Consider the following 19,028-nt stretch of genomic DNA (forward strand, 5'->3'; position numbering starts at 1 on the left):
CGCTGGACGGGAGTGGCCACGAGTCCACTCCCGTCCGCTCAGCCGATCAGCGCCCGTAGTACGTTCGTGCCTACCCGAAGCCGCTGCTCGATGCGTTCGGGTTGAACGCCCGCCACGGGGAGACCGCTTCGGTACCCCCGGTGCCGTACTTCCGACCGGAAGTGGCGATCACTCCGCTGTTCGGCCAGTAGTGCTCCAACTGCGCGGTCGTGTAGTGCCTGGTACCAGCCCAGGTGGTCCAGCCGTGCGCGCGCTTGTTCGACGTGCCCGAGATCGTCTTGGTCTCGGCTTTCCCCACGTGGTTCACCGTCGCGAAGACTCCGACACCTGCGCTGGACGCTCCCTGCGCTTCGCTCCAGCCGCCGACGACGCCTGTCCCACCGGCTGTCGCGTTCGCCGGCGCCGCTGCGATCAGCGCGGTCCCTCCGACGGTGAGCGCCGCACACAGCGTCGCCACCGTGCGGGCGCGATCGATCTTCTTCCCCATGATTCCCTCCAACTCAGCCGCTGATGTTTCACCGGCGGAGTTAACATTGCACGAGGGGCGGAGAATGTCCAATCATTCGCGCGACATGATCCACGCCAGCATGTACGACCGCGAGTTCGCCGAGTCGACCACCGCCTCCGGCAACGCCCGCGCCTCCCGCAGCGCCGTGGCCGCATCGGCCCGTGATGCCAGCGCCCGGTACATGAGCAGGTAGTCGCCGAACTGCACGTCGTACCTGCCGTCCGGCACGGCCTCGGCCAGCACCCGGCGGATCTGCGCCGCCCCGCCGGCATCGACGTACGAGGCCGCCACGGCCGGCATCGGGATGAGCTCGATCCCCGCGGGAGCGGCCGCCGCGGCGCTGAACCAGGTCGCGTGGTCGCGCTTGCCGCCCCAGGTCAGCGAGACCACCCGGTGCCGGAACTCCGGGAACGCGGAGAGGTCCGGGTCGAGCACGTCCCGCCCGGCCGAGGCCGCCTCGTTCGAGAGCAGCCACGTCCCGACGGACCGGAGCGACGACGACCCCGACGACGAGCCGGACACCGCTCCCCAGAGCGCGACGCCGTTCCACGCCGAGACGGCCTCGGACGACGACTCCTGGTTGTTGCCGTCGGCGAACGGCGAGAACCCGGACGCCCACGAGTGCTGCACGTACGGGTCGTAGACCCGGAGCGCCGGGAACGAGGCGGTGGCCTCCGGCGAGGCGATGTCCGCCGCGACGAGGTCGGCCACGGTCCGCCACCGGCTGACAAGCGCCGGGTCGTCGGCGGCGAGGACGGCGGCTGCAGACAGGACGTAGCCGTAGTGGAAGTGGTGGTCGTTGAACTCGTCGGAGCCGAACGAGGCCTCCTGCCCGACGACCCCGTGCAGCGTGGGGTCGTACGCGAAGCACCGCGCCGTGCGGGTCCCGCACCCGGCGGGGTCGAACCACTGGTCGAGCTCGTCGACGACCGAGGTCTTCAGCGCGTCCGCCACCGACGAGAGGTCGAGCTGCGTCGCGAGCCGGTACAGGTTCGCGACGCGGTACAGGTCCTTCCCGCCGCCGTAGCTGTCCGCGGCGTAGGACGAGGCATCCACCGTGGACGCGTCGGCGCGGACCTGGGTCACGAGCGCCGCTCGCTCCGAGGACGACAGCCCCGACAGGTCGAGGGTGTCCGAGGGCCGGACTGTGTCGACCGCGAACCGCAGGGCGGTGCCGGTGCAGACCGGGGCCGGTCCCTGGACGGTCCCGTAGTGCAGGCCGGTGCACTCCAGGCCGGTCGTGCCCTGCCCCGGCTGCGGGACGAGCACGCCCCGGTCGCCGGAGCCGAAGTCGTACGTCAGCGTCGTGCGCTGCTTCCCCCGCGAGGCGCTGCGGTCGAGCGCGACCCCCGTGAGCGGACGGGCGGCGGCGACGAGCCGGGCCGTCTGTGCCGCGGTCGCGCCGTCCGGGACCGGCAGGAGCACGACGCTGCCGCCGGACCGCAGGTCGATCGCGTCGCCGTCGATCGTCCCGTCGCGGACGACGAGCTGCCAGGTCCGGCCACCGCTCGTGACGGTCCCGGTGCCGTCCCCGGTGCCGTCGATCGGGGTGGTCGCGGTGACGGTGCCGGCACGCGCGGCGGTGTACGTCACGAGCGGCGAGCCCTCGGCGACCACCGTGTGCCCGAGGACGGTGGAGCCGTCACGGTGCTCGACGGTCACGGACACCGAGTCGTAGTCGGACACCAGGGTCGAGGTCGCACCGAGGTCGAGTCCGACCTGCTGCGTCGCGCCGCCGGCGATGGTCTTCTCGGTGGCCGTGACGGTGGGGAGCCCGGCCGCGAAGCCGTCGTCGGTCACCTGCCACGAGATCGGGCTGGGGAACACCGGCTGCGGTGCCGCGCCGAAGACGAGTCCCGAGAACCAGCGGTTCGTCGGCGGCAGCAGGCCGTCGGCGAGGCGCATCGCGCCCGCCTTCGACGACGCGACGTCGCCGAGAGCGGCGACCGCGCGCGCCTGTGCCGCACCGTTCGTGGTGGGCGAGGTGGTCTCGCCGGGGTGATCCGTGCCTCCAGGACCGGTGCACGCGGTCACGAGCATCGCGACGGCCGTCACGACGGTGACGCTGGTGGACAGCCTGGAGGCACGGCGCACGCCGACCCGACGGCGCGCGTCCGGCGCCTGGTCGCGACGGGCAGACCGAGGCAGCCGGAGCATGGGGCTACAGTCCGATCTGCCGCGCGAAGTCACGGACGAGGTCCGTGACGCCCGCGAGCCGGCCGTCGTCCCGCAGGTGCAGGGTGGCGTCCACCGGCGTCCCGGGGCTCGTGATCCCGCTCGACGGCGACGCGGAGAGCTCGGGGCTCTCGACGTCGACCGTGGTCTTCGCCTGCCCCTGGTCGTTGGTCTCGACGCTGACGCTCTTCACGGTGCCCCGGATCGTCGTGTCGTTCGGGAGCACGAGGTCGACCGCGGCGCCGTTCCGGATCCGCCCGTAGTCCCGGGCCGTCACGATGAAGCTCGAGGTGACGAAGAGGCTGTCCTCCTTGTGGATCGTGCCGAGCTCGGAGCCGGCCTGCACGTAGCCACCGGTCTTCACGTCGACCTTGGCGACGGTGCCGGAGACCTCGGCCTTGAACGTGATGAAGCCGTCGGCGCCGATGTCGTACGCGCTCGTCTGCGTGTTCGCGCCCACGACGCCCTTCCGGATGTCCTGCGCGAGCTGGAGGCTCTGCACCTGCAGGAGCTGGTCGCCCTTCCGGACGGTGTCGCCCTCCTCGACGTACTCCTCGGTGACGGTCCCGCCGTAGTCGGTGCCGACGGCGTACTCCTGCGCGGCGATCGCCGCCGAGGTGCTCGCCACGGCGCTCTGCCGCTGGTTGAAGACGAGCGTGCACGCCGCCACGACGACGAGCACCACGATGAGCCCTGCGAACAGCCGGAGTCGGTTCGTCCAGGTCATGCCGTCACCCCGTCCAGCATCGCGGTCAGCCGGTCCGTCACACGGTTCCGGGCCTGTTCGCGGAACGCGGCGATGATGAACGCGAGGAACACGAGGGTGTTCGTGGTGTTCCAGGCCGTCGCGAGCGTCAGCTGCCCGTTGTCGAGGTCACGCCAGACCGCCACGACGCTCGTCAACGCCAGGAACACGAACACGAGCACCTGCGGGACGATGAAGTTGAACGGGGAGGGCGTCCGACCACGGGAGGCGCCGGTGACGTGCCACGCCTGCTCCTTGCCGCAGACGACGTTCCAGAGCGCGCTCGCGTATATCGGGAACGAGACCGCGGCGAGCAGGAGCGTCTCGTACCGGAACGACCCGAGGGCGTAGAACGCGAGGAGCACCTGCGCACCGTAGAAGCCGAGGTAGAACAGCACCCACTCGCCGGCCCCGATCGTCAGGTTCATCGGGCGCAGATCGAAGTAGATCTCGAGCGGCGGTACGAGCAGGAGGAGCCCGGGGACGATGCCCGTCAGGTAGAAGCTCGCGGTGACGAGGTACTGCAGTCGCTGGTCCATCGTCAGCCGGTGCTTCGGGCGGAACGGGAAGTGCGTGAGCAGGATCTCGAAGCCGCCCGTGGCCCACCGGAGCTGCTGCTTCGTGAAGCCCTCGATGGTCTCCGGGGCGTCGCCGACGGCGAGGGTCATCGGGATGAAGACGGTCTTCCAGCCGCGCTCGTGCAGCATCAGGCTCGTCCAGACGTCCTCGGACTTCGAGTCGGTGTACATGCCCCCGATCTCGTCGATGGCCTCGCGGCGGAAGATGACGTTCGTCCCGACGCAGAACGCCGCGTTGAACCGGTTCCGGCCGGGCTGGATGAACCGGTAGAACACCGTCTGCATGTACCCGGCACCCCGCGAGACGAGGTTGTGGAGGTTGCCGTACGACTGCGGGGTCTGCACGAAGGCGATCCCGTCGTCGGCGAAGAACGGCACCGTCTCGAACAGGAAGTCCGGCTTCGGCACGAAGTCCGCGTCGAAGACCGCGAAGTAGTCGCCCTTGGCGAGCGTCAGCGCGTGGTTGATGTTGCCCGCCTTCGCGCCGTGCGACGAGAGCCGACGGACGTACCGGGCGCCGAGCTCCTCGGCGAGCGCCCGCACCTCGTCGCTCCGCCCGTCGTCGAGCACCCACGTGCGGTGCTCACCGCGCATGGCCACCGCGGCCTGCACGGTCGCGGCCACCTTAGTGAGCTCCTCGCCGTAGACGGTGATGAAGACGTCGACGTCCACCCGGCGTCCGCGCACGTGCATCGGCCAGCGGTGGGGCTGGTCGGCGGCGCCGCTGCGGGCGATGGTGTCGCGGTCGAACAGGGTGTCCTGGGTGTGGTGGAACGCGAAGTCCCGGGGGTCGGAGCCGCCGGAGAGGATCGTCCACATGGACAGGAGCGCCTGCCCCACGAGCACGCTCTCGGCGACGATCACGAGCCCGTACGGCAGGAAGTCGCCCCGGTTCGCCGGGTCGAGGAGGAACACCGCGTACGCCATCACGCCGAGCGTGGCGACGAGAACGATGAGGACCATCACGGGGCTGTGCGCCCGGCTCTCGGCACGTGGTCGGACGTAGGGCACCGGCTCGGTCTGCCGGCGGCGTCGGGCGCGCTCGCGGTCGCGCGGCGTGAGTGGTGCCGGGAGCTGGAAGTCGAAGGACTGCAGCTCGTCGGTCGCCTCCGGTGCTCGGAGTGGCGTCTGGGTACGACGGACGTCGGGTGGTGCGGACATGGCGTGGTCTCCTGTCGGGTTCGGAGAGGACTCACGCGGGGTCGAGCGCAGGCGCCGACGCATCGTGAGACGGGCGTCGGCGGCTGCGGCGACATGGATCCGGACCCTCGGGAGGTCCGGCCGGCGAGGGACTAGGGATCCTGCGCCGGCGGTGCTCACGACCGTGGGTGCGGTCGCGGTGTTCGGTGTGTCGTGTCGTGGTGCGGTCGTGCTGTCGACGGCCCGTCGCCGTCGGTCCTGCGATCGTAGGGCCGCGATCGGGCCGGTTGCGTGACGAACGTGTGAACACGGCCCCGGGGGCGGCGATCGTGCGGTTTCCCGCAAGCGGCCGCCCCCGACGCGACGTCAGGCCGCGGAGCGTCCCGCGGCGGGGCGTCGGCGCAGGGTGGCGTCGAGCACGGCCGGCGGCTGGTACTGCTGGTCGAGCCGTCCGACGTCGGTGCCCGGCGGGACGATCGCGTCGATGCGGTCGAGGACCTCGTCGGAGAGCACCACGTCGGCGCCGGCGAGCAGGTCGTCGAGTTGCTCCACGGAGCGCGGGCCGATCAGGGCGCTCGTGACGCCGGGGTGCGCGATCGCGAAGGCCATCGCGAGGTGGGTCATCCGGATGCCGGTCTCCTCGGACAGTGCGACCACCTGTTCCACGGCGTCGATCCGTCGCTCGTCGCGGTTGTGCCGGAACATGGTCGCGCGGGCGAGGTCGGTGTCCTGGCCCTTCCGGAAGCGGCCGGTCAGCATGCCGCCGGCGAGGGGACTCCACACGAGGGACCCCATGCCGTACCGCTGGACGACCGGGAGGACCTCCCGCTCGATGCCGCGGTTGAGGATCGAGTACGTGGGCTGCTCGGTCCGGAAACGCTCGAGTCCGCGACGCTCCGACGTCCACTGCGCCTCGACCTGCATCGACGCGGGGAAGTCCGAGCTGCCGATCGCCCGGACCTTGCCGCTGCGGATCAGGTCGGTCAGGGCGGACAGGGTCTCCTCGAGGTCGACCGTGTCGTCGGGTCGGTGCGCCTGGTACAGGTCGATGTGGTCGGTCCGGAGGCGCCGCAGCGACCCCTCGACGGCCTGCGTGATCCACCGCCGGGAGTTGCCGCGCCGGTTCGGGTCGTCGCCCATCGGGCCGTTGAACTTGGTGGCGATGACGACGTCGTCCCGGCGGCCGGCGAGCGCCTTGCCGAGCAGTTCCTCGGAGCCGCCCTGCGAGTAGCGGTCGGCGGTGTCGATGAAGTTGATGCCCGCGTCGAGTGCGCGGTGGACGATGCGGATCGAGTCCTGCTCGTCGCCGTTGCCGATGCTGCCGTCGGTGCCGAGCATCATGGCGCCGAGGGCGAAGGGGCTGACCTGGATGCCGGTGCGGCCGAGGGTGCGGTACTGCATGTGCGGTTCCTCCTGTCGATGGCGTTCCGGGTGTCGGTGCCGTATCGTGGCCCGAAGTGGAACGCTCTTCCGGAACTATACGGAACGGCTTTCCGTTTACGCAAGAGGAGGACTCCGTGCGCGCCGACGCCCGACGCAATGCCGACGCCCTGACCGACGCCGCCAAGGCCGTCTTCGCGACCGACGGAGTGGACGCCCCCGCGAAGCTGATCGCGGACCGGGCCGGGGTCGGCGTCGGCACGCTGTACAGGCGGTTCCCGCAGCGCTCGGACCTCGTCGTCGCAGTGTTCCAGCGGGCGGTCGAGTCGACGGCGGCTGCCGCGGACGAGCTCGCCGCCGCGCACGCCCCCGACGAGGCGCTCGCCCTGTGGCTGCAGCGGTTCACCGAGTTCGTCGCGACGAAGCGCGGGCTCGCCGCCGCCCTGCACTCGGGCGACCCGGCGTTCGAGGCGCTGCCGGACTACTTCCTCGCGCGGCTCGGTGGCGCCCTCGGTGGACTCCTCGACGCCGCGGCGGCCGCGGGGACGATCCGCCCCGACGTCGACGCGCAGCAGCTCCTGCACGCGGTGGCCGACCTGTGCCACGGGGCTCCGACGATCGAGCAGAGCCAGCTGCTCGTCGGGCTGCTCGTGGACGGGCTCCGCTACCGCGCGACGGCCTGACCGGCGGGGTGGAGCCGCTCGGCCGCGGTCGCCCGGACGGCCTCGGTCACGCGCTCGAGCAGCGGTGAGGCCAGGTTCCAGCGCTGCCACCAGAGCGCCACGTCCGCCCGACGGCCGGGAGTGAGCTCGACGAGGTCGCCCCGGTCGAGGGCATCGAGGCACTGCGCCTCCGGCAGCATCCCCCAGCCGAAGCCGAGCGACACCGCACGGGCGAAGTCCGCCGAGGTCGGGACGAAGTGCCGCGGCCCGGACGGTGCGTGGCCGAGCACCCGCCGGAGGTACCCCTGCTGCAGGTCGTCGTCGCGGTCGTAGTCCACGAGGGGCACCCGGTCGAGGAGCCGTGTCATCCGCTGCTCGCTGTCGACACCCGGCAGGTACCGGGCGACGAACGACGGGGAGGCGACCGCCCGGTACCGGTCGATCCCCAGCGGCACCGAGGAGCACCCTTGCACCGGCTCGGCCTCGGCCGTGACCGCCGCCATCACCGTGCCCGCGCGGAGGAGTTCGGCGGTGCGGTCCTGGTCCTCGCGGTGGAGGTCGAACACGACCTCGGTGTCGGCACGCACGAGGGCGAGCGCGTCGAGGAACCAGGTGCCCAGCGAGTCGGCGTTCACCGCGAGCGGGATCGACGGGACGACCGAGTCGCCGCCGCCGAGCGCCCGGGTGGTCTCCTCGTCGAGCAACCGGGCCTGTCGTGCATGGCGGAGGACGACCTCGCCGTCGGGGGTCGGGCGGACCGGCGTCGTCCGCTGCAGGAGCACCCGGCCCACCTGCTGCTCCATCGACTTGATGCGCTGCGACACCGCCGACGGCGTGATCGACAGCGCTCTGGCCGCGGCGTCGAGCGTCCCGTGGTCGACCGCGGCGAGCAGGGTCTCGAGGTGTTCGCGCTGCAGTCGTGGCATGCAGCTGAGCTTACGCAGCATCAGGAACGTGAGCTGTACTGCACGTAGCCGCGGCCGTACGGTCGGACCGTGACCACACTCCTTCCCCTGCTCGCGGGCCTCGGTACCGGGCTCGCGCTCATCGTGGCGATCGGTGTGCAGAACACGTACCTGCTCCGGCTCGCGGTGACCTCGTCGGTACGGGTCGTCGCAGCGGCGGTGGTGGTCTGCGCGCTCTCGGATGCCGTGCTGATCCTCGCGGGGGTGCTCGGCGTCGGGGTCGTGGTCGAGCGGTTCCCGGTGGCGCTCGTGGTGATCCGCTTCGTCGGTGCGGCGTTCCTGGTGACCTACGGGGTGCTCGCGGCTCGGCGGGCGCTGTGGCCGTCCGGCGCGGCGATGCGGGTGGAGTCGGCGGCGGCGGACGACGGCGTGCCGGTGGCGACCGCGGCGGTGGGACCGGCCACCTCGGCGACGGTGGGTGCGGGGCGGACGCGCACCGCGCCTCCAGGACCCCGACGAACCGACCGCGCCGTCACCATCCGGACGGCCGTCGTGACGATGCTCCTGTTCACGTGGGCCAACCCGCACGTCTACCTGGACACGCTCGTGTTCCTCGGGTCCGTCGCGAACCAGCAGGGGCCGGCGGAGCGGTGGTGGTGGACGGTGGGGGCGGTCCTCGCGAGTTGCCTGTGGTTCGGCGCGCTCGGGTTCGGCGGACGGCTGCTGCGACCGTTGTTCGCGAAGCCGCTGACGTGGCGCGTGTTCGACGGGCTCGTCGCGCTCGTCATGCTCGGGTTCGGCGCGGCGCTCGCACTGGGCGCCTGACGCGGCGCGCGGCGACTGGCCGCGCCCACGCCCGCGTGGAACCACGTTTCCGACACCGAACCAGCCCCCGCGCGTGGTTCGGTGTCGGAAACGTGGTTCGACCCGCCCGCCAGCGCCCGCGCCCGCGCGCCCCCGCGCGCCCTACTGCAGGCCCTTGCCCACCCGGCTGTTGCGACGGCTGTACCCGAAGTAGATCGCGAACCCGACCACGAGCCAGATGACGAACCGGAGCCACGTCTCGACCTCGAGGTTCAACATCAACCAGAAGCACAGCACCGCCGAGACGATCGGCAGCACCGGCGACCACGGCACCCGGAAGGCACGCGGCGCGTCGGGACGCGAACGACGGAGCACGATGATCCCGATCGACACGAGCACGAACGCGGACAGGGTGCCGATGTTGATCATGCCCTCGAGCTTGTCGACCGCGGTGAAGCCGGCGAGCAGCGCGACGACGACACCCGCGACGACCTGCACGCGCACCGGCGTCTGCGTCTTCTCGTTCGTCTTCGAGAACCAGCGCGGCAGCAGGCCGTCACGGCTCATCGCGAAGACGATGCGGGACAGGCCGAGCAGCAGCACCATGACGACCGTGGTCAGACCGATCAGGGAGCCGATCGCGATGATGCCGGCGGCCCACGGCAGTCCGACGATGTAGAAGGCCGATGCCAGCGACGGCGTCTTCTCCTCGGCCAGGCGCTGGTACGACACCATGCCCGTGATGACGACGCTGACGCCGACGTAGAGCAGCGTCACGATGCCGAGGCCGATGAAGATGCCGCGCGGCAGGGTCTTCTGCGGGTTCTCGGTCTCCTCGGCGCTGGTCGCGACGACGTCGAAGCCGATGAACGCGAAGAACACGAGGGAGGCCGCGGCGAGCAGGCCGAAGACGCCGTACTGGGCGGGCTCCGAGCCGGTGAACCAGGACACGAGCGACTGGGTCCAGACACTCCCCTCCGAACCGCGGGCGGGCGACGCCGGCGGGATGAAGGGGGTGAAGTTCGCGGCCTTGACGAAGAACGCACCGGCGACGATGACGAACACGACGATGGCGACCTTGATGACCGTGATGACGGCCGAGACCCGCGACGACAGCCGGGTGCCGAACGCGAGCAGCACCGTGAAGATGCCGACGATCAAGACCGGGCCCCAGGTGAACGGGATCGGCCCGAGCTGGATCGTGCTCGGCAGGTCGACGCCGAACACCTCGAACGCGGTGCTGAGGTAGATGCCCCAGTACTTCGCGATGACGGCGCTGGCGGTGAGGGTCTCGAGGATGAGGTCCCACCCGACGATCCAGGCGAGCAGCTCGCCCATCGTGGCGTAGGTGAACGTGTACGCGGAGCCGGCGACGGGGATCGTCGAGGCGAATTCGGCGTAGCACATGATCGCGAGGCCGCAGGTGACGGCGGCGAGCAGGAACGAGATGATGACGCCGGGTCCGGCGAAGTTCGCGGCGGCGTTCGCTCCGACCGAGAAGATGCCGGCGCCGACGGCGACCGCGATCCCCATCGCGGCGATGTCGAACGTCTTCAGGGAGCGTTTCAGGGACCGGCCCTGCTCCTCGGAGTCGGCCAGTGAGGCCTCGATCGACTTGATGCGGAGCTTCTGTGCCATGGGGTGGATCCCGTCATCGGCTGGCGGCGGACCCCGCGACATTACTGGTGTACCACCCCGACACGCAAACACCGTGGACGGGTGTGGCCCGGCAGCGCGGCCTCCGACAGCGCGTGGTCCGGGGCCCGGGAGGCGCGGCTCGGCTCAGACGGACCGGCGCCAGTCCGACAGGAACCGCGCTCCGGCGTCGTCGTGGATCACGCCGTCGGGTGCCGTGAGCACCGGGTAGGGCGTCGCCGGGACCCCGTCGGACGGGCGGACGTCGACGTGCGCCACCTCGTGGCCGTTCGCGTGCAGCCAGTCCGCCATCGCGTAGTCGCTCCGGGAGTCGCCCATCGTCCGCCAGGCCAGGGGCAGCTCGCCGTCCTGCGCGAGGAGCTCGAGCGACCGCTCGGCGCCCATGTCCTTGCCGCTGCGGTCGGACTCGACGTCGGTCGAGATGATCGTCGGGTCGATCCGCCACTGCACGGCACCGTCGGCGTCGGGGCGGACGTCGTCGAGCCGGCGGACCCCGAGCCCGCGGCGCTGGAGCGCGGCCATGGCCTTCGCGTCGAACTCCGGCTGGCGGGCGAGGTACGTCGCGTTCGGCACCTCGACGCGCTGCTCGATCGAGACCATCGCGCGCTTCGTCTCGTCGAAGAAGACCAGGTCGGCGTACTCGTCGCGGACGAGCTCGCGCATCTCGTCGGCGTAGTCCCGCGGCAGCGCCAGGTCCTCGGCGACGGTCAGCTCGCCCATGCCGCCCTCGTACTGCGGGCCGATCGAGCACCAGACGGCGCCCTTCTCGCAGACGGCGTGCACGCGGCCGCCCGCCGCGAGACCGCCGGCGAGCAGCGGTCCGACGACCTCCTGCCGGATGAAGGCGTCGCTCCGCCCCGTGTTGAACACGACGGGGATCCCCTCGGCCGCGAGCGCGACGAGGTCCTCGATGATGCTCGGGATCGCGATGGTGCGCGAGACGGGGCTGGCGATGGGCCCGTCGACGTCGAGCAGGAGTCCGAGGCGAGGTGCGTTCACGACGACCATCCTTGCAGCCCCGGTGGTCAGCGCCGTGCGGCCGTCCGCGCGGTGAAGCGGTCGAGCAGCTGGCCGAGGGCCACGGGCGCGGGCACGTGTCCCTGCCCCGGCACCTCGGCGTACTCCGACCCCGGGACGGCCTCGACGACCGCCCGGGCCGCCTGCCGCATCCACTCGAGGCCGTCGCCACCGGCCGCGACGAGGACGGGCACGCCCACGGCTGCAGCCACCCGCTCGGGGATCGCGAGACCGTTGAGGACCCGGACGTCACGGCTCAGCACGTGCGCGTCGACGACGAGGGACCGCCACAGCGCACCCTTCAGGCGGAGTGCGGTGATCTGGCCCATGGGGACGCCGAGGACGTGCGCGAGGAACGCCCGGACGGCCTGGGCGCGACGTCCGACCGCGACGTGCTCGTCGAGGACGTCCGCGAAGACGACGTCGTCGGCGTGCGGGTCGACGGTGGCGCGGTAGGGCGGTTCCCAGAGCACGGCGGCGTCGAGTCGGACCCCGCCCGCGAGGCCGTGCAGCACCACGCCCGCACCCACGCAGAGGCCGACCGCCGTGACGGGACCCTCGACGTCGGCGACGACGGCCGCGAGGTCCTCGACCTCGCGCTCGATCGCCCACGGGTCGGTGTCGCCGCTCGCGCCGCGGCCGCGTCGGTCGTAGGTGATGACCCGGTAGCGGTCCTGCAGGGCCGCGGTCAGGCCGGTGACGAACGGGGTGCCGTGGTGGTCGAACGCCCCGCCGACGACGACGAGCGCGGGGCCCGTCCCGGCGTCGGACACGGCGAGCACCGTGCCGTCCGCGGAGACGACCGTGCGGTCGACGTGCTGGTCCATGGGGTCCTCGAAGGTGGGTCGACCGCGGTGCGCCGCTGGCGCGCGTGGGGTCCTTCGGGTCTGGTCCTTGGCGGGTCGGTTGTGTCGAGCATGACAGCCCCGTGCCCCCGCGTCGACACCCGCAACCAGGGGGAGAACACCGGTCCGGCCCCTCTCGACTCAGACGAGCGCCGTCGTGCCCACCGACTCCCGTTCGAGCAGGGACCGCTTCACGTCGAGCCCCCACGCGAAGCCGCCGAGCGTGCCGTCGGTCCGCAGCACGCGGTGGCACGGCACGAACAGCGCCGGGGCGTTCCGCGCACACACGCTCGCCGCGGCCCGGACGGCGTCGGGTCGCCCCATCGCCGCGGCGAACCCGGTGTAGGTCAACGTCCCACCGGCAGGGATCAGTCGGAGCTGCCGCCAGCCCTCGGCGAAGAGCTCGGTGCCGAACTGGCGCACCGGCACCTGCATCGCGTGCTCGACCTCGCCCGCGTAGAACGCGTCGACGGCGTCCGCCGAGGCCACCCGGCCGTCGACCACGCGTTCCGGCCGGTGCCGGTCGGCGAGGCGCGCGAGGATGCGCTCCGCGTCGTCCGTCCAGCCCGAGGCGAGGACGCGGCCCTCGGTGTCCTCGAGCACGGTGAAGGGGCCGTCGGGGGTGTCCAGCGTCTGGATCGTCGCATCGGTCATCGTTCGTCCTTCCGGGCGGCCGGAGCCGCGGTCGTGTGGGTCGCACCGGTCGTCGCCGTCGCGCGGTCGATGATCGGTCGCCAGCAGTGCATCGTGAGGTAGCTCCGCCACGGCGCCACCTGCTCCGACCATAGGGAGAGCTCGCGCGCCGAACCGGGCAGCCCGAGTTCCTGTGCACCGTTGCGCACGGCGAGGTCGCTGTGGAGGAAGACGTCCGGGTGGTGGCGGACCCGGAGCGCCACGTAGTCGGCGGTCCAGGGCCCGATGCCCTTCACCGCGAGGAGTCCGGCGCGCAGCTCGTCGAGCGACTGCCCGCCGTCGACCACGAGCGACCCGTCGGCGAGCGCCGCGGCCACCCGGAGGATCGTGTCGACGCGGGCAGCCGGGCCACGGAGCACCTCGTGCCCGCGGGCCGCGATGACGGCGGCGGACGGGAACAGCAGGCCGTCCGGCGCGATCGCGGACGGCACGGGCGCACCGAGCGCCGCGACCAACCGTGTCTGCGCCGTCCGGGCCGCCGCGACGGACACCTGCTGGCCGATGAGGGTCCGGACGACGATCTCGTGCGGGTCCACGGCGCCGGGCAGCCGGATGCCGGGGACCCGGGCGACGGCGTCGGCCAGCTCGGGCACCGCGCCGAGCACGGCATCGACGGCTTCCGGATCGGCGTCGAGGTCGAAGTACGAGCGCACCCGCGCCACGAGCGTCGGGAGGTCGGAGAGGTCCGTGACCCGCACGCGCAGGTCGATCCCGGTCCCCCGCCCGGCCACCCCGGGGACGGTGGCCGAGGCGCTGAACCAGGCCGCGCCTCCTGGCAGGTCGAGCACCCGTCCGTACGACGTGACCCGCCCGGTGTCGTCGACCTCCACCTGCTCCGTGCCCGCCAGGGCGTGCAGCGCGTGCCAGTCGAGGAGCCCCTGCGCGTCGAACGGCGCGCGCGCCGGCAGGTGCACGTGCAGTGCTCCGTCCGCGACCGGTCGGAGCGTGCGGCGTGCGCGGAGCTCGGTCGGCGTGACCGCGAAGACCTCGCGCACGGTCTCGTTGAACTGGCGGACGCTCGCGAACCCGGCGGCGAACGCGACGTCCGCGACGGGCAGGTCGGACGAGGTGAGCAGCGTCCGCGCGGTCTGTGCGCGGTGCGCCCGGCTGAGCGCCTTGGGCCCGGCACCGAGCTCGGCGGTCATGATGCGGTTGAGCTGCCGCTCGGAGTACCCGACGCGGGCGGCGAGGCCGGGCACGCCGTCGCGTTCGACGACGCCGTCGAGGACGAGGCGCATGGCGCGTCCGGCGACGTCCTCGCGGAGGTCCCACTCGGGGCTGCCCGGTGTCGCCTCGGGTAGGCAGCGCTTGCAAGCGCGGAAGCCGGCGAGGTGCGCGGCGGCACTGGTGCGGTAGAAGGTGACGCCGGACTCCCGGGGCGTCCGGGCCGGGCACGAGGGGCGGCAGTAGATGCCGGTGGAGTGCACGGCGGTGACGAACTGCCCGTCGAACCGGGCATCGCGGGAGGCGACGACCCGGTAGCGCTCGGCGTGCAGTGCGTCTGGTGCGATGGACATGCCCACAGCCTGACACGGCTCACCGACATCGACTGGCGGAAATCAGACAGGGCAGCGGACACCCGTCCGCGCGGGAACGGCGGTCTGGAGGCGCGGCTAGCGTGGGGTGCGTGACCGACGTGGACGACGTGGCCGGCTCCGGCGACCTGCCCTTCCGGACCGACGTCGAGATCGCGCTGCTGCTGGTGTCCCGGCGGCACCGCTACGAGGGGCGACCGGCGGACGGGGCGCTGCCCGCCGTGGACGGCGAGCCGGACGACCTGCGCGATCGCGTCGAGCTGCGCGCGGGGCTCGGGATCGTCGGTGACCGGTACTTCGCGTCGCGGGCGCACGTGCACGCCTCGGTGACCGTGATCGGTCTCGAGGGGCTCGACGCCGTCGCCGCCGAACTCGGTGCGGCCGTCGACCCGGTCGCGACCCGGCGGAACGTGTTCCTCCGCGGGGTGGACGTCGAGGCGCTCCGGGGCGAGCCGTTCGCGCTCGACTCCGGGCAGGGGGTGGTCCGCTTCCGCGGGTACCGGCCGGCGAACCCGTGCGCCTGGATGGACCACGAGGTGGCCCCGGGGGCGTTCCGGGCGATGCGCGGGCGGGGCGGGGTGCGGTGCGACCCGGAGTCCGACGGCGTCCTCGCCCTCGGACCCGCGGTGCTCCGCACGGCCCGCCCCGTCGCGCTCCCCTGACGCGCCGGCGCAGTGCCGGTCAGACGGTCAGGCCGTCAGTGCGAACTCGATCGCGTCGACGAACGCCGGCAGGTCGTCCGGGTTCCGCGAGGTGATGAGCCCGCCGTCGACCTGGACCTCCTGGTCGACCCACTCGGCCCCGGCGTTCCGCACGTCGGTCTGCAGCGACGGGAACGACGTGATCGTCTTCCCCGCCACGACACCGGCCTCGATGAGGGTCCACGGCCCGTGGCAGATCGCGGCGACGGGCTTGCCGGCCTCCGCGAACGCCTGCACGAGGGAGACCGCCTGCTGGTCGGTGCGGAGGGTGTCGGCGTTGATCGTGCCCCCGGGGACGACGAGCGCGTCGAACGAGCCGGCGTTGACACCGGCGATGGTGGTGTCCGGGTCGACGTGCTGGCCCGGGTCCTTGTCGCCGACGAGGGTCGCGATCGCCCCGGTCTCCTGCGCCGCCACCGTCACCGTCGCGCCGCGCTCGCGGAGCTGGTCGATCGGGACGACGATCTCGTCCTGCTCCACGCCGTAGTTCGTCGCGATGACGAGGATCTTCTTGCCGTCGAGTGCTGCCATGGTCGTTCCTTCCGCGGCCCGGTCGTTCCGGCCGCACGACCAGCGTCGTCGGGGAGCGCTGGAAGCGTCCGCAGGTGGACAGCCGCGGGCAGCGGTCAGGTCAGCCGCGGATGCGGAAGGCCGTTCCCTCGCGCTCCACGGAGATGCCGTCGTAGCCGCCCACCCGGTACAGCCCCGCGGTGACGTCCGCCTCGAGCGTCCCCACGACGACCGTGGTCGCCCCGGAGGCGATGGCGGCCTCGAGCCCGGCGGGTGCGTCCTCGAAGGCCACGCAGTCGGCGGCGTCGACACCGAGCAGCGCCGCACCGCGCAGGTACCCGTCCGGGTGCGGCTTGCCGTGCTCGACGTCCTCGGAGGCGACGAGCGCCTCGGGCACGTGCACCCCGGCGGCCTGCATCCGCTCCACCGCGAGGTCGCGGGGCGCACTCGTGACGATCGCGACCGGCACCCCGGCGTCGACCAGACGGGACACGAACGCCCCGGCGCCCGGGACCTCCGAGATGCCCTCGGTGCTCTCGCGCTCCTCGGCGACGAGCCCGGCGGCGATCCGCAGCTGCTCGTCGTGGTCGAGGTCGGGCAGGAAGCGCTGGATCGTGCTGATCGCCTGGCGGCCGTGCGAGAAGGCGAGGATCTCCGCGGGGTCGATGCCGTGCTCGACGCCGAACCGGGTCCAGGTCGCCTCGACCACCGCGGTCGAGTCGACGAGCGTCCCGTCCATGTCGAAGAGGACCCCGGACGCCACGATGTCGATCACGCGCCCGACCCTAGCGTGCCACCCCGGTCACTCGCCGGGGTCCGGCGCCCGTACGTACCGGGTGAGCAGCACACCGTCACGCCCGAGGAGCACGTGGGCCGGCCGGAAGCGCCGGAGGTCGGGCGAACCGCCGTGGGTGATGCGTGGGCCCGCGCCACCCTCGAGCGACGGGTCGACCGTCAGCGTGAGTTCGTCCACGAGGTCCGCCGCCACGAGCGCCCCGAAGAACGTCGGTCCGCCCTCGCAGTGCACCGTGCCGAGGCCGCGCGACACCAGGGCGTCCCGCAGGGCGACGGGGTCGACCGTGTCCGGGTCGTCGTCGGAGCTGCACGGCACGACGTCCGCGACCGCCGCGAGCGCCGCGGCCGGGGGCGACGACGCTGCGGTCGTCGAGGTGAGGACGATCGGACGCACCGGCGCCTCGGTGAACACCCGGGACGCCGGGTCGAGGGACAGCGAGCCCGAGACGATCGCGAACACCGGGTGGTCGGGCAGCCCGTGTGCCCGCCGCCAGGCCACGTCGGCGTCGTGCAGCACCATCGGCCCGTAGCCCTCGTCACGGACGGTCCCCGCGGCGACCAGCACCGCGTCGGCCACCCGGCGCAGCAGGTCGAACACGCGCAGGTCGTCCGGCCCGCCGAGCGATCCCGAGACCCCGTCACCCGCGGCCGTCGCCGAGCCGTCGAGCGTCGTCACGAAGTTCACCCGCAGCCAGGGCGCGACCGCCCCCGCCGTGTACAGCGCGAGCAGCTCGTCGTCGGACAGGTCGGCGATCGACGGCGGGAGGACGCTCACGTGTTGTGCCGCGCTTCCACCGGTGCCCGCCAGCCGAGCGTCGCCTCGACCATGCGCATCGCGTCCACGCTCTCGGCGACGTCGTGCATCCGGACGATCCGCGCGCCGAGCATCGCGCTCACGGTCGCGACCGCCAACGACCCGGCCAGTCGCTCACCGCGGGGACGCCCGAGGGACTCCCCCACGAAGTCCTTGTTCGAGACCGCCGCGAGCACCGGGTAGCCGAGCGCGACCACCTCGGGCAGGCGTCGGGTGAGCTCGAGCGTGTGCACCGTGTTCTTGTTGAGGTCGTGCCCCGGGTCGACGATGATCCGCGACTCCGGGATGCCGGCCGCGAGGGCCCGGTCGACCCGCTCGCGCAGGAACCCGACGACCTCGGTCGTCACGTCGCCGTACTGCGGCGGGGCCGGCAGCGGACGACGGGGCTCCGCCAGCGAGTGCGTGATCACGATCGTCGCGTCGGAGTCCGCCACGACGGCCGCCATCCGGGGGTCGGACAGCCCGGTCGTGTCGTTGACGACGCTCGCACCGGCCTCGATCGCCGCTGCGGCGACCTCGGGCCGGAAGGTGTCGACGCTGATCGTCACGTCGGACTCCTGCGCGAGCTGCCGGACGACGGGCACGACGCGGTCGATCTCGTCGGCGGCGGGCAGCTCCGGCCCCGGCGCGAACTTCACGCCGCCGATGTCGACCCAGTCCGCGCCCTGCTCGGCCGCGTGCACGGCGGCCTCGACGGCACGGTCGAGTGCGAAGGTCGCGCCGCGGTCGTGGAACGAGTCGGGCGTGCGGTTCACGATCGCCATGACGGCGATGCGGTGGTCGAAGTCGAAGGTCCGGCGGCCGATGGTTCGCACGGGCTCGCGCAGGTCGGGGACGACCCACCCGGGTGCGGTGGCAGCGGGGCCCTGGCGCGCCCCGCCTCGCTCGGTCGTCACGCGTCCGCCCCGCGGCCGGCTCCGACGTCCGCGCCTGCACCGGCACCTGCACCGATCAGGGCGATCGCCTCGGCCCGACCGGCGGCCTCGGCCAGGGTGCCGGTCGCCGCCACGGTCACGGTCGTCGACCCGGTCTGCCGCTCCCCACGGGTCGTCACGCACTGGTGCTGCGCGTCGAGGACCACGAGGACGCCGGCGGCCCCGAGCCCCTCGGCGATGGTCGCCGCGACCTGCTCGCCGAGCCGCTCCTGCAGCTGCGGACGGGAGGCCACCGCGTCGAGCACGCGCGACAGCGTGCCGAGGCCGATGAGCCGGTCCCCCGGCGCGTACGCGAGGTGCGCCACACCGAGGAACGGGAGCAGGTGGTGCTCGCACACGGACCGGAACTTCACGTCGCGCACGATGACGAGCTGCCCGCGGTCGCCCGGTTCGGCGTGTACCGTGCCGTCGCGGGCGATCGTCACCGCGTCCGTCCCGATGCCGGAGAAGAACTCGGCGTACGACTCGGCCACACGAGCGGGCGTGCGGGCGAGTTCCGCGCGGTCGGGATCCTCGCCGATCGCGAGCAGGAGCTCCCGCACGGCGGACTCGATGCGCGCACGGTCCAGACGTTGGTTCACCCGTCCATCCAACACCAGCCCTGGCCGCAGAACGCGACCGGCCACCGGG

General features: G+C 72.6%; 19 protein-coding genes. 3 read left to right on the forward strand and 16 right to left on the reverse strand.

The annotated features are described in order from the left end of the window. Nucleotides 1-70 precede the first annotated feature (70 nt). From ACIPEP_RS07045 to ACIPEP_RS07065, 5 genes are all read right to left on the reverse strand, one after another. Complete coding sequence (locus tag ACIPEP_RS07045) at nucleotides 71-487, reverse strand: hypothetical protein (RefSeq protein ID WP_402716846.1); 417 nt, start codon at nucleotides 485-487, stop codon at nucleotides 71-73. Nucleotides 488-559: 72 nt separating this feature from the next. Then, on the reverse strand, nucleotides 560-2,665 hold the full coding sequence (locus ACIPEP_RS07050; RefSeq protein ID WP_402716847.1) for a glycosyl hydrolase: 2,106 nt from the start codon (nucleotides 2,663-2,665) through the stop codon (nucleotides 560-562). 4 nt (nucleotides 2,666-2,669) lie between these two features. After that, on the reverse strand, nucleotides 2,670-3,410 hold the full coding sequence (locus tag ACIPEP_RS07055; RefSeq protein ID WP_092385340.1) for an HlyD family efflux transporter periplasmic adaptor subunit: 741 nt from the start codon (nucleotides 3,408-3,410) through the stop codon (nucleotides 2,670-2,672). Further along, entirely contained in the window at nucleotides 3,407-5,167 is a 1,761-nt protein-coding gene (locus ACIPEP_RS07060; protein ID WP_071302464.1) for a glycosyltransferase, read from the reverse strand. Before ACIPEP_RS07060 ends, ACIPEP_RS07055 begins: the two co-directional genes overlap by 4 nt. A 345-nt stretch (nucleotides 5,168-5,512) precedes the next feature. Further along, complete coding sequence (locus tag ACIPEP_RS07065; RefSeq protein ID WP_070417638.1) at nucleotides 5,513-6,547, reverse strand: aldo/keto reductase; 1,035 nt, start codon at nucleotides 6,545-6,547, stop codon at nucleotides 5,513-5,515. Between the two features lie 116 nt (nucleotides 6,548-6,663). On the opposite strand from ACIPEP_RS07065, the gene ACIPEP_RS07070 reads away from it, so the two are divergent. Further along, nucleotides 6,664-7,209 carry a TetR/AcrR family transcriptional regulator gene (locus ACIPEP_RS07070; RefSeq protein WP_083295158.1) on the forward strand — a complete coding sequence of 182 codons (546 nt, stop codon included), beginning with the start codon at nucleotides 6,664-6,666 and terminating at the stop codon, nucleotides 7,207-7,209. On the opposite strand, the gene ACIPEP_RS07075 is transcribed toward ACIPEP_RS07070, so the two are convergent. Beyond that, entirely contained in the window at nucleotides 7,191-8,114 is a 924-nt protein-coding gene (locus ACIPEP_RS07075; RefSeq protein WP_070419344.1) for a LysR family transcriptional regulator ArgP, read from the reverse strand. The genes ACIPEP_RS07070 and ACIPEP_RS07075 overlap by 19 nt on opposite strands. A 69-nt stretch (nucleotides 8,115-8,183) precedes the next feature. On the opposite strand from ACIPEP_RS07075, the gene ACIPEP_RS07080 reads away from it, so the two are divergent. Continuing rightward, nucleotides 8,184-8,918, forward strand: coding sequence for a LysE/ArgO family amino acid transporter (locus tag ACIPEP_RS07080; protein ID WP_071302460.1), 735 nt, complete (start codon nucleotides 8,184-8,186; stop codon nucleotides 8,916-8,918). A 141-nt stretch (nucleotides 8,919-9,059) separates the two neighbouring features. Here the strand turns inward: ACIPEP_RS07080 and ACIPEP_RS07085 are convergent, their stop codons facing one another. The 5 genes from ACIPEP_RS07085 to ACIPEP_RS07105 all read right to left on the reverse strand — a co-directional run bounded on the left by ACIPEP_RS07085 (nucleotide 9,060) and on the right by ACIPEP_RS07105 (nucleotide 14,625). Continuing rightward, complete coding sequence (locus tag ACIPEP_RS07085; RefSeq protein WP_402716848.1) at nucleotides 9,060-10,535, reverse strand: amino acid permease; 1,476 nt, start codon at nucleotides 10,533-10,535, stop codon at nucleotides 9,060-9,062. Nucleotides 10,536-10,679: 144 nt separating this feature from the next. Further along, the gene (locus ACIPEP_RS07090; protein WP_070417634.1) at nucleotides 10,680-11,561 is read right to left on the reverse strand and encodes a hypothetical protein; all 882 of its coding nucleotides are present in this window, start codon (nucleotides 11,559-11,561) and stop codon (nucleotides 10,680-10,682) included. Between the two features lie 17 nt (nucleotides 11,562-11,578). Continuing rightward, the gene (locus tag ACIPEP_RS07095; protein WP_402716849.1) at nucleotides 11,579-12,397 is read right to left on the reverse strand and encodes an alpha/beta fold hydrolase; all 819 of its coding nucleotides are present in this window, start codon (nucleotides 12,395-12,397) and stop codon (nucleotides 11,579-11,581) included. A gap of 159 nt (nucleotides 12,398-12,556) precedes the next feature. Then, nucleotides 12,557-13,069: a methylated-DNA--[protein]-cysteine S-methyltransferase gene (locus ACIPEP_RS07100; RefSeq protein WP_070417632.1), complete on the reverse strand. Its 513-nt coding sequence runs from the start codon at nucleotides 13,067-13,069 to the stop codon at nucleotides 12,557-12,559. Further along, nucleotides 13,066-14,625: an AlkA N-terminal domain-containing protein gene (locus tag ACIPEP_RS07105; RefSeq protein ID WP_402716850.1), complete on the reverse strand. Its 1,560-nt coding sequence runs from the start codon at nucleotides 14,623-14,625 to the stop codon at nucleotides 13,066-13,068. Before ACIPEP_RS07105 ends, ACIPEP_RS07100 begins: the two co-directional genes overlap by 4 nt. Nucleotides 14,626-14,735: 110 nt before the next feature. Between ACIPEP_RS07105 and ACIPEP_RS07110 the strand changes: the two genes are divergently transcribed. After that, nucleotides 14,736-15,305 carry an MOSC domain-containing protein gene (locus ACIPEP_RS07110; protein WP_402716851.1) on the forward strand — a complete coding sequence of 190 codons (570 nt, stop codon included), beginning with the start codon at nucleotides 14,736-14,738 and terminating at the stop codon, nucleotides 15,303-15,305. 27 nt (nucleotides 15,306-15,332) lie between these two features. Here the strand turns inward: ACIPEP_RS07110 and ACIPEP_RS07115 are convergent, their stop codons facing one another. The 5 genes from ACIPEP_RS07115 to folE all read right to left on the reverse strand — a co-directional run bounded on the left by ACIPEP_RS07115 (nucleotide 15,333) and on the right by folE (nucleotide 18,979). Then, a complete protein-coding gene (locus tag ACIPEP_RS07115; protein ID WP_402716852.1) occupies nucleotides 15,333-15,875 on the reverse strand; it encodes a type 1 glutamine amidotransferase domain-containing protein in 543 nt (180 codons plus the stop codon). Nucleotides 15,876-15,975: 100 nt separating this feature from the next. Beyond that, nucleotides 15,976-16,629, reverse strand: coding sequence for an HAD-IA family hydrolase (locus ACIPEP_RS07120; RefSeq protein ID WP_071302454.1), 654 nt, complete (start codon nucleotides 16,627-16,629; stop codon nucleotides 15,976-15,978). Between the two features lie 27 nt (nucleotides 16,630-16,656). Continuing rightward, the gene (locus ACIPEP_RS07125) at nucleotides 16,657-17,424 is read right to left on the reverse strand and encodes a pyrimidine reductase family protein (protein WP_402716853.1); all 768 of its coding nucleotides are present in this window, start codon (nucleotides 17,422-17,424) and stop codon (nucleotides 16,657-16,659) included. Then, nucleotides 17,421-18,359 (reverse strand): dihydropteroate synthase, encoded by a 939-nt coding sequence (gene folP, locus ACIPEP_RS07130; protein ID WP_070417628.1) that lies wholly within the window; start codon nucleotides 18,357-18,359, stop codon nucleotides 17,421-17,423. Before folP ends, ACIPEP_RS07125 begins: the two co-directional genes overlap by 4 nt. Beyond that, nucleotides 18,356-18,979, reverse strand: coding sequence for a GTP cyclohydrolase I (gene folE / locus ACIPEP_RS07135; RefSeq protein ID WP_402716854.1), 624 nt, complete (start codon nucleotides 18,977-18,979; stop codon nucleotides 18,356-18,358). The genes folP and folE overlap by 4 nt, the downstream gene beginning before the upstream one ends. Nucleotides 18,980-19,028 lie beyond the last annotated feature (49 nt).

This window comes from Curtobacterium sp. NPDC087082 (assembly GCF_044745045.1).
Classification (GTDB): Bacteria; Actinomycetota; Actinomycetes; order Actinomycetales; family Microbacteriaceae; genus Curtobacterium.